The sequence below is a fragment of the Providencia alcalifaciens genome (assembly GCF_020271745.1).
GTDB lineage: Bacteria > Pseudomonadota > Gammaproteobacteria > Enterobacterales > Enterobacteriaceae > Providencia > Providencia alcalifaciens_B.
Genome location: NZ_CP084296.1, coordinates 2,871,294 through 2,885,834, shown reverse-complemented (window position 1 = coordinate 2,885,834; position 14,541 = coordinate 2,871,294). Strand labels below are relative to the sequence as shown.

Genomic DNA, 14,541 nt, shown 5'->3' with positions numbered 1-14,541 from the left:
TTAAAACCTAGAAATGGCCATGCCCGCTTATTTGAAAGAATGAAAATTAGTTCATGCTGTTAAACCAGTTAATGAGCTCCTGCCGAGTTCGAGAAGGTAATACTTCACTATGGCAACCCTCAATAGCCGCAGCCAATCCAATCAACTGTTTTACACTCGGTATCAGCTTCCCATGCTGTTTTAGTTTCAAGAAACACGCTTTAGCCCCAATCATAATGAGATCTTCTGCATGGAAAATTCCAACTTTCCCAAGCGCCCTCTCCATTGCCATATTCATATTTGGCAAGTCCTTGATGCGTATCGCCGCCGACTCTCTTTGTTGCGTTTCTTCCATGGCTGAACGATAAGCTAATTCAATGATGTGACTTAATATTGATGTGTCACACCATGCCTCTTCCGGAAGTTGGTAATAGCGCATCTCTAGGGGTATGCCTCTTTTACTGTATACCAACCGCTCAAACCCAACTGATTCAAAATAACTACGAGAAAATAAGCACCCACGAACATAAAATTGCCCATCCAGTACCAACCCCACAAGTGCATTATCAATGCACAAACAGTATCCACCAAAATGGTTTTTCTTTTTTAATACTCCAAACTGACCCAAAATTTGCTGTAAAAGGGAACTTCTTTCATTTTGTAATGACACTTTTCCATCTCCTTATGAATAAAAAAAACACAATCGTCCTTGAGGTTCAAGCAATAAAAAACAACTGTTTTTACATATAATTATGTTTGTTCGATTTTAAAGTTTCAGTTAAAAATGCCAAGTATAACTCGCATAAAAACCACAAAGTTGCGAAGCGCTTTGTAAAAATAGCCTTGATATTGTATAAATATACAGTTACTGTATGTTCATACAGCACTTGTCTCCATGTAATATTGTAGCGAGGTGAATTATGAGTATCTATTCTTGGAACAACGCAGCGGAACATTCTCTTAATCATTTTACTAATGATAGCTTCACGCATGACCGTCTTACACATAGCAATTTAAGCAATGCAACCTCAACGGTGAGCTTTGCAAATAATTCAATGCAACAAGGTATGGTGAGCGAGTTAGTTTATAACGAACAACACCCTATTATGGATTACATCTTGCTACCCATGTTGCGCCAGTTCGGTATTCAATCACGTTGGCTATTATGGCTGAGTCCAGATAAAAAACTGAGTAAACACTGGTTAGAACAAGCTGGTTTACCCATCAATAAAATCATGCAACTTAACCAAGTTAATTCAATTACGACCATTGATGCCATGGAAAAAGCATTAAGAAGTGGTAATTACAGTGTCGTATTAGGATGGTTGCCAGAAATAAACGAGCAAGATTTTATTCTTTTACAAAATGCGGCAGAAGCAGGTCATTCGATGGGATTCATTATGAGACCAGAAAAAATATATAATACGAGTTCAGCGGATATTAGACATCAAAACCTTTTAAAGATTCATGCCAATAACATTCACTAAACAATAATAAGATTTTTCTTACGAAATTTTACATTCAGCAAGTTAATTATAAAAAAAAACGTTTAAATGCTGAAAAAACAATAAGATGCATTTATTAACAATAAAATAGGTAATATATTTATCTCTCTGATTTCAACGGTAAAAAAAGATTTTTTTTAACCTTTATTGCTTACCATACTTGTATCTTTTGGAGTTCGTTGTAGACTTTAGCCTGTTAAGCTTATGACATTATTTTTTTACTTTTCGTAAATTTTTGTGGATAATGTCAGCTGAACCTAGCAATTAAATTGAACCAATGGCAAATAATAAGGCTCACGAAGCCAAGCCAATATTGGATGATAACGAGGCGTAAAAATGAAAAAGACAGCTATCGCGGTAGCAGTAGCAGTAGCAGCGTTTGCAACTGTTGCACAAGCAGCTCCAAAAGATAACACTTGGTACACTGGTGGTAAATTAGGTTGGTCTCACTACGAGCACGCTAAATTTACTTTTGAAGATGCTGCTGGAGATGAAACTTCAGTTGGTACTGGCAAAAAAACTCGTGACCAATTAGGTGCGGGTCTGTACGCAGGTTACCAATACAACCAGTACATGGGCTTCGAAATGGGCTACGACTGGTTTGGTAAAATGAAGTACAAAGGTGACAACGCAGGTAGCGTTTCTTCAATGGGCGTTTCTCTGACTACCAAACTGAGCTATCCAATCATGGATGACTTAGACGTTTATACTCGTCTGGGTGGTATGGTTTACCGTACAGAAGCTAAAGTTAACGGCGTTGGTAAAGAAACTGACACTGGCGTTTCTCCAGTTTACGCACTGGGTCTTGAGTATGCTATCACTCCGGAATTAGCGACTCGTTTAGACTACCAGTGGGTTAGCCGCATGGGTGATAAAGACAACATCGGTGTTAGCCCAGACAACGGCATGCTGAGCGTTGGTCTTGCATACCGTTTCGGTCAAGAAGCAGCTCCAGTTGTTGCTCCAGCAGTAGTTGCTGAGCCAGCAGCTCCAGTTGTTGAAAACAAACGCTTCACTCTGCGTTCAGACGTTCTGTTTAACTTCAACAAAGCATCTCTGAAACCAGAAGGTCAGCAAGCACTGAACGAACTGTACAACGAACTGAGCAACATCGACCCAACTCAAGGTCGCGTGCTGGTAGTTGGTTTCACAGACCGTATCGGTTCACAAAACTACAACCTGCCACTGTCACAAAAACGTGCTCAGTCAGTAGTAGACTACTTAGTAGCTAAAGGCGTTCCAGCTAGCGCAATCGCTGCTGAAGGTCGTGGTAAAGAAGATCCAGTAACTGGTAACAAATGTGACGCAGTTAAAGGCCGTGCAGCTCTGATCGAGTGTTTAGCGCCAGACCGTCGCGTTGAAATCGAAATCCAAGGTACAACTGAAGTTGTTACTCAACCAGGCGCTTAATTTATAGCCCTAGTTTGAATTTCGAACTGAATATAAAAAGCCCCAATAAATTGGGGCTTTTTTTTCATCCTCAGAAAGAAAGATCGTCACAATAATCTACTTGGTCAACTAAAGATCGTTACTCTTTCTCCGACTTACCTAAGATCGCTTGAAGATCATGCTTCAATAAGCTCATTTGGCTCTCATACTTATCTTTATGTTCCGCATCTTCAATTAGTTGAATAATCGTCTCTGATAAGGTTTTATTTCGTTTTACTGCCAAATTAGATAGTCGCTGCCAAACCGAATAATTTAAATCAATCGACTTTTTTCGAGTATGTGGATGCTCAGCATTAAAGTGACGTTTACGACGCGCACGAATACTCTGTTTCATGCGGTTATCCAATTGAGGAGACATATGATCTGCAATCCACTTCAATACATCTACTGGCGTATTTTCCAGCTTTAACAGCAGCTCAATCGCCTCTTGCTCCGCACTTCTTTCTATATATCGGGTAATCGGCTCCCCGCTTCTCGCTTTATTGACCAGATATTCCCATTTCCAGCCACATTCAAGATTTTCAAGCTGCTGATATTTCATATTTTTTCCCGAAGAAAATCGTACCTATCATTATATTAGCAATAATATAAGAAAAATGCTCAAGGTGGATTTCATTTAATCGATTATCTATTGATTAACACAAAGAAAATAACAGTAAATAAAAAAATAGTGTACAATTCGCATCCACACGTTAACAAACCACTAAAATTGCATGTCCACTTTTGAACACATACTTCTTATCTATGGGATTGGAGGAGTATGTTCAGCGTTATTCGCCCTACTCGTCACCAAAGATCCTAGTTTTTGCATGAGGCTATTGAGCGCGCTTCTGATTGGTTTTACATGGCCACTAAGTTTACCCGTTGCCCTCATGTTTTCGTTATTCTAACTCGATTTTTCGACAAATATTGCTGCAAGATTAGCGCTCAGAGGCTAATATAACAATCTTAAGCCGAAGATATTTTAAGGTAATAAATTAGCCTGAAATTGTATATAAAACAGACGGTACAGAAATAAACTCAGGCACATGCGACCTGCTGATTGGCAGGCATTTATTGATAACCATACTAATAGCAGATAATTATAGTGATCAGTCAAGAATTAACATGGCAAGGCCTAACTCCTAACTTATCGTCTTTTCAGACAAAATTTGTCTCTTCAGCGACGTTAACTCCATCAACACTGGCGGATATTCAACCAAGATTATTCGATGGGATTCAGCATTTCATTCGTGAATATGCTCAAACGCGCTTTATGTTCATCAAGTCTGACGAAAGTGAAGAGTACCTCAAACTATTTACTGACTCTATCACCCCGCTATTGGCTAAAACCCAATTTATTAATGGGGACTATCAATTATCTGAAGATAAACAACGATATCAGTGGCAAAACGATGTTACTGGTCGTTTTTCCTCACATGAAAAAATCGCTTACCGCCACTGGATTGAGCCAGAGCAGCTGTTTGGCTACATCACGCCAAATCAAAACCTAGTCCCTGGTTTACTACACCAAATTAACGGTGGAGTCCTCGTTATTTCTGCAACCGCGTTGGTCACTCAGCCATTAATGTGGACTCGCTTAAAAAACATGGTCACCCGCCGCCAATTAGAGTGGTTGCCACACAGTGAAAATCAAACGCTGCCAATTGAAATTGAGCCTCAGCCGCTTGAACTTAAAGTGATTATTGTCGGTGATAGACTTATACTCGAAGAGTTTGAATTTGCAGCTCCTGAGCTGTTTGATTGTTCAATATATGCAGAATATGAGCCTCTCATGTTTTTCGAAGACGAAGAACAATTAAGCTTATGGATGAATTTCATTAAATTCATTGTTAACAGTAATCAGCTGCCTGAAATTGCAGCTGACGGCTGGCCTGAGTTTATTTTGCAAGCAACACGTTGTTGCGAAGACAAATACAATTTACCACTTGATATAAACTGGCTAACTCGCAACTTAACCAATGCAGCCCAATACGCTAACGAAGGTCATTTAACAGCAGAATCATTCTCCCAAGCCGAAGAAAATCGTTTATGGCGTCATTCCTTCCTCGTTGAGCGTAATCAAGACGATATTCTGCAAGAGCAAGTTTTGATTAAAACGGAAGGGGAAGTTGTTGGGCAAATTAACGGGCTATCCGTCTTACAGTATCCTGGCTACCCTGACACAATTGGGGAACCATCACGGATCACCTGCGTGGCACATCTGGGCGATGGCGAGTTTACCGATGTCGAGCGCAAAGCAGAATTAGGCGGCAATATTCATGCAAAAGGCATGATGATTATGCAAGCCTACCTAAACTATGAATTAAAATTAGAGCAACCACAGCCCTTCTCTGCCTCTATTGTATTTGAACAGTCTTATGGTGAAGTTGACGGTGATAGTGCATCATTGGCTGAACTATGTGCCTTAATTAGCGCATTATCATTGCAGCCTATCGACCAACAAATTGCCGTCACTGGCGCTGTTGACCAATTTGGCTATGTTCAACCTATTGGTGGTGTTAACGAAAAGATTGAAGGATTTTTTGATATCTGCGATAAGCGTGAGCTAACAGGCAATCAAGGTGTCATCATCCCAATGTCTAATGTGCGCCATCTATGTTTGAAACAAGAAGTTATCGAGGCAGTCAAAGAAGAGAAATTCCATATTTGGCCTGTCGAACACGTTGCTCAAGCGATTTCTCTCTTAACAAAACAACCTTACTTTGAACAACAAGTAGAAGGTGATAACGTACACTTGTTAGCTTTAATTCAAGAACGCATAAACCAAGCAAATTCACCGGATAAGTCTAGATTACCTTGGTTTTTAAAGTGGATGGGCTAAGTAAAGATTGAGTAAATACTAGCTGATCGGAGTTGTTCAGCTTACAAGTGTAAGCTATTCTGTTGACCTACACATAATAAAGGCTATCTGAAGATCATGGTTGATAAACGCGAATCCTATACAAAAGAAGATTTAGAGGCTTCTGGAAGAGGCGAATTATTTGGGGAAAATGGTCCTCCACTGCCATCAGGTAATATGTTGATGATGGATCGCATCATCAAAATGACCGAAGATGGCGGTACATTTGATAAAGGCTACGTTGAAGCTGAACTGGATATCAATCCAGATTTATGGTTCTTTGGTTGCCACTTCACGAATGATCCTGTTATGCCAGGTTGCTTAGGCCTTGATGCTATGTGGCAGCTGGTTGGTTTTTACCTCGGCTGGTTAGGCGGTGAAGGTAAAGGTCGTGCGTTAGGTGTTGGTGAAGTGAAATTCACTGGACAAGTATTACCGACTGCAAAAAAAGTCACTTACCGTATCAATTTTAAACGCGTGATTAACCGTAAGTTAATTATGGGGTTAGCGGATGGTGAAGTGCTGGTAGACGGCAAACTGATTTATGCTGCAACAGACCTGAAAGTCGGCTTATTTAAGGATACAAGCGCGTTCTAATCGTGACTAGCCTTAAACTCAAACCTCCGCATTTGCGGAGGTTTATAATTTCAGGGGGGATGATATTAAATTATGCGTCCAATTAATTTCCGCAAAATAATTTAATGCTCCTCGTTAAATGACCAATTAAACGGCTACTGCCGCCCTATCCTCCATCGCTTTACGCCAACCACCTAGCCAATGCGAACGGGCATCTACTGCCTGATAAGGACATAATTCTTTGGAACGTCCGGTTAAACCTGCTTGATAACCTCTTGATAACGCTCTTTCTAAACGGTCTCGCTTCTGTCTTTTCATGCCTTACTTCCCTCATCATTTAAATGGAAAAGAAAACAGCATCTATTTTTATTAATAGATACACTATACAAATAGCGCCCACCCATAAGAAATGCAAGTAAAGAATTTCATATTATTGTCATAATTATGATAAATGTGACCTACATTTCGAGATAATCACGACCGGCTAACATTCAAATAATTAAAAATAAATTCATTACTTATCAATAAATTAAGTGTTTTTAATATCCATTTATTGAATTGTAAAATAACAAAAAAATGCACTACGTTTTACGGTAATGCATTCATTTCACAACAAAATCATGATCACGTTATGGCTTACTTATCTCTTGGGCAATATCTGCTGCCACTTTTTGCCAACCACTCGATAATGTTCTGACTAATTCAGGATAACCATCTTCTTGCTGCTCTAATTGAATATCAAAGTTGCGGCGTACAACTTTGTCGCCACGCATCAATGTCCAAAATCCCTGCACTAAAACTTTCCCATCATAACGACCATTAAATGCCGTTAGAGTGATATCTAACGTCTCAGGTGAGTTCTGCAAAGGTTGCAATGAGATAAATCTATCCGGTAGCGTTGAAGATAGCTCACGCACCATTGATTGCCCCAATTGCTGCTCTAATGGGCTTGCCCATAAATGCGCACTCGCATTTGAATACGCAACATCGGACGTTTGGTAAGTGATCCCATTTGATGTCAACACATCAGCCAGTGTAATACGCTGCAGCCAGATTTGGCCTTTATCCATCACGACCACTGATTGAGCTTCCGGGGCCTTCATTGGTAATTGATAGTACATTTTCTCAGGGCTGCTACTACAAGCAGCCAGTAGAAAAATACCTATTGTTAATAGATATCTCATTATTTTTTCACTCCTTTCGGCACAACGTCCTTACTTGGCTCAGCTTCAAACACGAGCGCATTGCTCTTATTATTCAGCGTGCGCAGTAGCGGTTGTACTTCACGCAGTACTTGATCTAGACGCTGCATATCATCAACCATCTTATTATACGCTGGTGAGCCTGGTTGGAAGCCTTGCATTGTTTTGTTTATCTCTTTCAATGATTTTTGCATATCCATAGGTAAACTTTGGAACTCTTTGCTAGACATTAATTTATTCAACTGCGTAAACATCACATTTGCTTCTTGTACCAATTTTTGACCTTCAGCTAATGTTTGCGTTGTCTGTTTCAACATAGGCTCAATTGGCATATTGTTGATTTTATCCAGCACGGCGATCACTTTCTGTTGGATCTGAGCTAATCCACCACTGTGTGTTGGGATAATTTTATAACCCGCAATAACATAAGGGCCTTTGAACTCTGGTACATCAGGAATAAAGTCGAGGTCAATATACAGAGCGCCCGTTAATAAATTACCGGATTTTAATGACGCCCTTAACCCATTTTTCATCGCCAGATTTAATTCATTCTTCAAATTAAAGTCTTTACCGACATCTTTAGAAAAACGCTCTGGTTCGATATGAATAAGAACAGGAATACGGAAATTATTATCCAGTGATTGATCAAGACCCGCAGTATAGAATGGCACTTGTGCCACTGTACCTAAGCGAATACCGCGGAATTCTACTGGTGCTCCCGGTTGTAGCCCGCGTACAGAATCAGAGAAGAACAGCACAAAATCTTGGTACGTGGTGTATAACGAGTCCTGAATGCTTGATTGAGTATCAAACAGTTCGAACTGTGCATTCTCTTTAACTGTTTCGCCAGGTACCCACCCTTCAGGCACATCAAAACTCACGCCACCAGTCAATAATGTCGCTACCGACCCCATCGAAACATGCACACCTTGGGAAGACATATCAAAGGCAATACCACTATCTTTCCAAAAACGCACATTGCTACTAATTAGCTTGTCATACGGAGCATTAATAAACAGCTGGTAACGCATATCACGTTGGTCCATGTCAAAATTGCTCGTTTCAACAGACCCAACACGATAACCACGGAATAACACAGGATCGCCAGCATTTAGCTGCCCTGCTTTATCGCTAGTTAAAATAATTCGTTTACCTTTAGCATCAGGAGACGCCAAAGGTGGCGTATCTAATAACGTAAACTCAAAATGTTCTTTTGCCGCTAAACCTGGCTGCAGTTCAATATAAGCCCCTGATAACAGAGTACCTAGCCCTGTTACCCCATCACGACCAATCGTGGGTTTCACGATCCAAAAGGCAGAATCCGAGCGTAGCAAATCTTCCATTTCAGGATTCAAGCGTGCCTTAATAATCACGCGACTAAAATTAGCATCCAGAGTGACGCTTTCAACCACCCCAATATCCACGCTACGACTTTTAATTTTGGTTTTACCTGCTTCAACCCCTTCCGCACTGTAAGTGATTAGCGTCACTTCTGGGCCTTGATGGCTGAAATGGTAAAACATGATCCAAGCACCAATAAGTAGAGTCACAATCGGGATCACCCAAACCGGTGACCAGCTCTTTAACTTACTCACTTTAGCATTGGCCTGTGGTGTTTCTTGATCTGTCACCCTGCGGCTCCTTCTTGTTCAACAGTCTTAACTGCATCTCTCTTTTCACAACGATCCCATGTTAAGCGAGGATCAAATGTCATTGCGGCAAACATCGTTAAAATCACCACGACACCAAAGAATATCACCCCTTGCGCCGGTACGATGCTCATCAGTTGCCCCATTTGAACCAGTGCAGTCAAAATGGTAATAACAAACACGTCGATCATTGACCAGCGACCAACATACTCCACCAGCTCATAAATAAAATGCATTCGATGAGGATCACGGTTGCCAAATCCTTGAGAATCAAGGCATAGCCACGCTATACTAATCATTTTCAAGGAAGGCACCATAATACTGGCAATAAAAATAATCATAGCAACAGGGAACGAGCCATCTTCCCAGAGAAGAATAACCCCATCCATAATTGTTGACGGTAGCTCACTGCCTATCGCATTTGTTGTCATCACAGGCAGAACGTTTGCGGGAATATAAAGCAAAATAGAGGTTAACAATAAAGCCAAAGTCCACTGCAAACTTTGCTTTTTGCGTACGCTACCACGAGCATGGCAACGCGGACATTCATGTTGGTCAGCCGGTAAAATCGCCGTACACACTAAACATAAACGTACATTTTGGCTAATTCCGGTTTGCCCAACAATCAGCGGTTTATGGAGTTTGGGCGCGTCTTCAATACGGTTCCATAACCAATGCCTATCTAGGCACTGAAACGCTCGCACTTGCATCATACAAAATGCGCAATAAGGGAGAAAACTCATCCCAATGCCAATATCACCATAAGCAATTAGCTTAACGAAACTAACTAACACCCCCGCCAAAAAAATCTCCGCCATACACCACGATTTCATCTGAAAGAGAATTCGGGTTATAAGCACTTTTATTGATTTGGGGAGGTGAACCCGCAGCCCTAACAAGATGATAGTCACCATGCAAAACGAGGGAATAATCAAAGAAAAGAGGAGAAAAAACAGCGCTAAACCGCTGTAACGCGTTCCCATAATAATCTCGATGATTTGAAACATGGAGATTTCATTTTCAATGCCTGCTGCACTCATTTTTACAAATGGGAAAAGACAGGCAATCACCAGCATAATCAACGCACTAAATGCATATGCTGCGGGTTGCCTGTAAGGATAACGCCACTTGGATATGAGTGTTGTTTCACAACGCGGACATGTGGCTTTACTGCCTTGTTCCAATTCAGGAACAGCAACCATCATGTCGCACTGTGGACAGAGCACATGTTCATGGGGCTCATGGGAACACAAGGTGTTTTCTCTCCTTTTGATTCAAGCCGTCATATCAACCGTTTTTCAACAGCTCTAGCTCCTGCCAACGATCAAACGCCTGTTCTAACTCTTGTTCTTTAGCGGCAAGTGCAGTTAACGCTTGCTCAGTCACATCATGTGGTTGATTAAAGAAATTTGCATCACCAATTTGTGCTTGAAGAGTTTCGATTTCCCCTTCAAGTTGCTCTAATTTCGCCGGTAATTGCTCTAATTCACGCAATAAATTATAGCTAAGCTTATTTGCACGTTTAGGGGCTTCTTTTGGCTTAGCCTCTTTTTCTGGCGCAGCTACTTTACTGGTTTGCTCCGATTTCAGACGTACGGTTTGTGCTCTTTGTTGTTGAGCATCATTATAGCCCCCCACAAAGCGGTTAATTTCGCCGTTACCTTCGAAAATCCAGCATTCTGTTACGCTGTTATCCACGAATTCTCTATCATGGCTAACTAATAAAACAGTACCTTGATACCCATCCACCAACTCTTCCAGTAACTCCAATGTTTCAACATCAAGGTCGTTGGTTGGCTCATCGAGGATCAGCAAGTTACTTGGTTTTAAGAACAAACGTGCTAATAATAAGCGGTTACGCTCACCACCGGATAATGCTCTTACAGGCGTCATCGCGCGTTTTGGCGGGAACATAAAGTCTTGCAGGTAACCCAATACATGACGAGGTTTACCATTAACCATGACCTCTTGTTTACCTTCTGCAAGGTTATCCATAACGGTTTTATCTGGGTCGAGTGCTGCACGGTGTTGGTCAAAATACGCAACTTCAAGTTTAGTCCCGCAGTGAACGCGCCCGCTGTCTGCTTGCAAATCGCCGAGCATTAAACGTAACAGAGTGGTTTTACCACAACCGTTAGGTCCCACCAATGCAATTTTATCGCCACGCATCACTTGCGCAGAGAAATCTTTTACTAAAACTTTATTATCAACTTGATAATTAACGTTTTCTAACTCAAATACAATCTTACCGGAACGCGCTGCTTCGCCCACTTGCATACGCGCAGTGCCCATCACTTCGCGGCGTTCCGAGCGTTCTACGCGTAATGCTTTCAGCGCGCGAACACGCCCTTCATTACGGGTACGGCGCGCTTTGATCCCTTGGCGGATCCAGGCTTCTTCCTGCGCTAATTTGCGATCAAACTCCGCATTTTGCATCTCTTCAACACGCAGCGCTTCTTCTTTGTTGATCAGATAATCGTCATAGTTACCCGGCCAAGAGGCTAGCTGACCACGGTCTAAATCGATAATACGGGTCGCCATATTACGAATAAAAGAACGGTCATGGGAAATAAAGACGATGCTACCTTGGAAATCTTTCAAAAAAGTTTCTAACCATAAAATGGTTTCAATATCTAAGTGGTTAGTTGGCTCATCTAAGAACAGCACGCGAGGATTGCTGACCAACGCACGTCCTAATGCCGCTTTACGCAACCAACCACCGGATAATGAAGATAACTCTGCATCCGCTGGTAGACCCAACTTTTTAAGCACATCATTAATACGCGAGTCTAATAACCAGAGATTTAAGTTATCCAGAACCTCTTGTAAATCCGCCAGTTTATTTAAATTTTTCTCACTTGGGTCAGACTCCACCAACTTGGCAACATGGTGATAATCTTTCAAATATTGAGCTTGTTCAGCAACACCTTCTGCCACAAAGTCAAAAATAGTGCCTTCCACGTTACGCGGCGGATCTTGCTGTAAACGAGCAACAATTAAATCTTGTTCATACGTTAATGAACCATCATCCAGTGGCTGCTCTTTCGTCAAGACACGCATCAGGGTCGATTTCCCTGCCCCGTTGCGACCGACTAAACAGACGCGTTCATTATCTTCAATATGAATTTCAGTATTGTCTAACAAAGGCGCATCACTAAACGCGAGGTATGCGCCCGATAAATTAATTAAAGCCATTAATTCTGTTCCTTACTCTGCGTGGCTAATTAACCAGCAGTTGTGAATTTGACGGTTACGCGCGAAGTCTTCCGACAGTGTCTTAGCGGTGATTTCTTGTGCTTTTAGGCCAAGTTCAGTCAGTGCTTCGAGATCCATTTTGAACCCGCGTTTGTTGTTGGAGAACATCACAGTTCCACCGCGACGCAGCATGCGTTTCAAATGGGTGATCAATTGCACATGGTCACGTTGAACGTCAAAGGTTCCATCCATACGTTTCGAGTTTGAGAACGTCGGTGGATCGATGAAAATCAAGTCAAATTGCTCGTCGGTGTTGGCTAACCAATTCAAACAATCCGCTTGCATTAAACGGTGCTGGCGACCTGTAAGCTGGTTAGCTTGCAAGTTTTTCTCTGCCCACTCTAAATAGGTACGAGACATATCCACAGAGGTTGTGCTCTTCGCACCACCTAGCCCCGCGTGAACGGTGGCAGTACCGGTGTAGCAAAAGAGATTTAAGAAGTCCTTACCACGGCTCATTTCACCTAACATACGACGAGCAATACGGTGGTCGAGGAATAACCCAGTATCCAGATAGTCAGTCAAGTTAACTAACAATTTAGCGTTATATTCATTCACTAAGAAGAAATCATCTTTCTGCGCTAATTTTTCGTACTGTTGTTTACCTTTTTGACGCTGACGCGTTTTCAATACTAACTGATTCGAGGTTAACTCAAGGACGTTCATCGTTGCAGTGATCACATCGAACAAACGCTGACGTGCTTTACGCTCATCAACGGTTTTTGGCGGGGCGTATTCTTGAATCACCACTTTGTCACCATAAACATCGACAGCCACATTGTATTCAGGTAAATCTGCATCATACAGGCGATAACATTCAATACCTTGCTGCTTCGCCCATTTCGCCAGTTTTTTCTGGTTTTTACGTAAACGGTTAGCAAAATCTGGGGAAATTTCCGCAATAGTTTCTGATGGCGTTTCCGCTAATTGATAGTTTTTCTGTACGCAATCTAATGGACCATTTTTCGCTTTAAATTCTCGCTCAGAACGTAACTGTAAGCAGCTTAATAATTCAGGGGATGCACTGAAAATCGATAAACGCCAACCAGGGAAGCGCGCTTTAACAATACGACCAAATTGGCTATGTAATGCGATTAATGCAGGTTCACTTTCCAGACGCTCACCGTATGGCGGGTTACTGATAATGGTTCCCTTGATATCTGTTTTAACTGGATTTTCCAGTGCCGCAGCATCACCGTGATTGAAGGTAATTAAATCTTGCAATCCTGCACGACGAGCATTGGCACGTGCCATATCCAGCACGCGTTTATCAATATCAAAACCATAGAAACGGGAAGTGGTATCTTTTAAGCCTTGACGGAAACGTACCTGAGCTTCTGTGACAACTTCACGCCATAATTCAGGGTTATGTTTCAACCATGCATTGAATCCCCAATGCTGGCGATATAACCCCGGCGCTCTATCCGCTGCAATCATTGCCGCTTCAATTAATAGCGTTCCAGAACCACACATTGGGTCGACCATCGGAGTATTTTTCTGCCAACCTGAACGGCTAATAATCGCTGCCGCTAACGTCTCTTTTAATGGCGCTTGCCCTGCAAGGTCACGATAACCACGAATGTGCAGTGAATCACCGCTCAAGTCGAGTGCCACGCTTGCGCGTTCTTTATTCAGGTAGACGTTAATGCGAATATCAGCTTCTTGGCGAGCAACGTTCGGGCGCTGGTCTAACTTACGCACAAAGCTGTCAACAATGGCATCTTTCACTTTTAATGCCCCGTACTGGCTATTGCGGATCTCTTCGTTGGTTCCGGTGAAATGCACCACAAATGTGTCATTCACATCGAAGATTTCGGACCAATCAATCGCTTGAACACCCAGATATAAATCAAGGTCGCTATAGACATCAAAATCATTCAGCGGTAATAAAATACGGGATGCCAGTCGACTCCACAGCAGACTTTGATACATCACACGGTCATCAGCCTGGAAATAGACGCCCCCTTGTGCCACTTTGCACTGGCTAGCGCCTAGCGCTTCCAATTCAGTTTTCAGTAGTTCTTCCAGGCCTCGAGCTGTGCTGGCAAACAGAAAATTCATAGTATTTATTACCGATTTCGATG

The 14,541-nt window shown here is 41.9% G+C and carries 13 protein-coding genes; 5 read left to right on the top strand and 8 right to left on the bottom strand.

From position 1 onward, the window contains the following. Positions 1 to 46 precede the first annotated feature (46 nt). Positions 47 to 649, bottom strand: a complete 603-nt coding sequence (locus tag LDO51_RS13155) for a TfoX/Sxy family DNA transformation protein (protein WP_225574916.1) — start codon at positions 647 to 649, stop codon at positions 47 to 49. A gap of 250 nt (positions 650 to 899) precedes the next feature. On the opposite strand from LDO51_RS13155, the gene sulA reads away from it, so the two are divergent. After that, the gene (gene sulA / locus LDO51_RS13150) at positions 900 to 1,466 is read left to right on the top strand and encodes an SOS-induced cell division inhibitor SulA (protein ID WP_225574915.1); all 567 of its coding nucleotides are present in this window, start codon (positions 900 to 902) and stop codon (positions 1,464 to 1,466) included. 354 nt (positions 1,467 to 1,820) lie between these two features. Beyond that, positions 1,821 to 2,894 carry a porin OmpA gene (gene ompA, locus LDO51_RS13145; RefSeq protein ID WP_225574914.1) on the top strand — a complete coding sequence of 358 codons (1,074 nt, stop codon included), beginning with the start codon at positions 1,821 to 1,823 and terminating at the stop codon, positions 2,892 to 2,894. Positions 2,895 to 3,012: 118 nt separating this feature from the next. Here ompA and matP read toward each other — a convergent pair whose 3' ends face one another. Beyond that, positions 3,013 to 3,474, bottom strand: a complete 462-nt coding sequence (gene matP, locus LDO51_RS13140) for a macrodomain Ter protein MatP (protein ID WP_108478890.1) — start codon at positions 3,472 to 3,474, stop codon at positions 3,013 to 3,015. 172 nt (positions 3,475 to 3,646) lie between these two features. On the opposite strand from matP, the gene LDO51_RS13135 reads away from it, so the two are divergent. The 3 genes from LDO51_RS13135 to fabA all read left to right on the top strand — a co-directional run bounded on the left by LDO51_RS13135 (position 3,647) and on the right by fabA (position 6,372). Continuing rightward, complete coding sequence (locus tag LDO51_RS13135) at positions 3,647 to 3,823, top strand: GhoT/OrtT family toxin (RefSeq protein WP_071992149.1); 177 nt, start codon at positions 3,647 to 3,649, stop codon at positions 3,821 to 3,823. Positions 3,824 to 4,020: 197 nt separating this feature from the next. Next, positions 4,021 to 5,757 (top strand): AAA family ATPase, encoded by a 1,737-nt coding sequence (locus LDO51_RS13130; protein WP_225574913.1) that lies wholly within the window; start codon positions 4,021 to 4,023, stop codon positions 5,755 to 5,757. A gap of 96 nt (positions 5,758 to 5,853) precedes the next feature. Then, entirely contained in the window at positions 5,854 to 6,372 is a 519-nt protein-coding gene (gene fabA / locus LDO51_RS13125; RefSeq protein WP_036951692.1) for a bifunctional 3-hydroxydecanoyl-ACP dehydratase/trans-2-decenoyl-ACP isomerase, read from the top strand. Positions 6,373 to 6,498: 126 nt separating this feature from the next. On the opposite strand, the gene rmf is transcribed toward fabA, so the two are convergent. The 6 genes from rmf to rlmKL all read right to left on the bottom strand — a co-directional run bounded on the left by rmf (position 6,499) and on the right by rlmKL (position 14,518). Continuing rightward, complete coding sequence (gene rmf / locus LDO51_RS13120) at positions 6,499 to 6,669, bottom strand: ribosome modulation factor (RefSeq protein WP_036951696.1); 171 nt, start codon at positions 6,667 to 6,669, stop codon at positions 6,499 to 6,501. A 311-nt stretch (positions 6,670 to 6,980) separates the two neighbouring features. Continuing rightward, positions 6,981 to 7,535 carry a membrane integrity-associated transporter subunit PqiC gene (gene pqiC, locus LDO51_RS13115; RefSeq protein WP_225574912.1) on the bottom strand — a complete coding sequence of 185 codons (555 nt, stop codon included), beginning with the start codon at positions 7,533 to 7,535 and terminating at the stop codon, positions 6,981 to 6,983. Continuing rightward, on the bottom strand, positions 7,535 to 9,184 hold the full coding sequence (gene pqiB / locus LDO51_RS13110; RefSeq protein WP_225574911.1) for an intermembrane transport protein PqiB: 1,650 nt from the start codon (positions 9,182 to 9,184) through the stop codon (positions 7,535 to 7,537). The genes pqiC and pqiB overlap by 1 nt, the downstream gene beginning before the upstream one ends. Further along, positions 9,181 to 10,455 (bottom strand): membrane integrity-associated transporter subunit PqiA, encoded by a 1,275-nt coding sequence (gene pqiA / locus LDO51_RS13105; protein WP_225574910.1) that lies wholly within the window; start codon positions 10,453 to 10,455, stop codon positions 9,181 to 9,183. The genes pqiB and pqiA overlap by 4 nt, the downstream gene beginning before the upstream one ends. Before the next feature lie 34 nt (positions 10,456 to 10,489). Next, positions 10,490 to 12,397 (bottom strand): ABC transporter ATP-binding protein, encoded by a 1,908-nt coding sequence (locus LDO51_RS13100; protein WP_225574909.1) that lies wholly within the window; start codon positions 12,395 to 12,397, stop codon positions 10,490 to 10,492. Positions 12,398 to 12,409: 12 nt separating this feature from the next. Further along, entirely contained in the window at positions 12,410 to 14,518 is a 2,109-nt protein-coding gene (rlmKL, locus tag LDO51_RS13095) for a bifunctional 23S rRNA (guanine(2069)-N(7))-methyltransferase RlmK/23S rRNA (guanine(2445)-N(2))-methyltransferase RlmL (RefSeq protein ID WP_225574908.1), read from the bottom strand. Between the last annotated feature and the right edge of the window lie 23 nt (positions 14,519 to 14,541).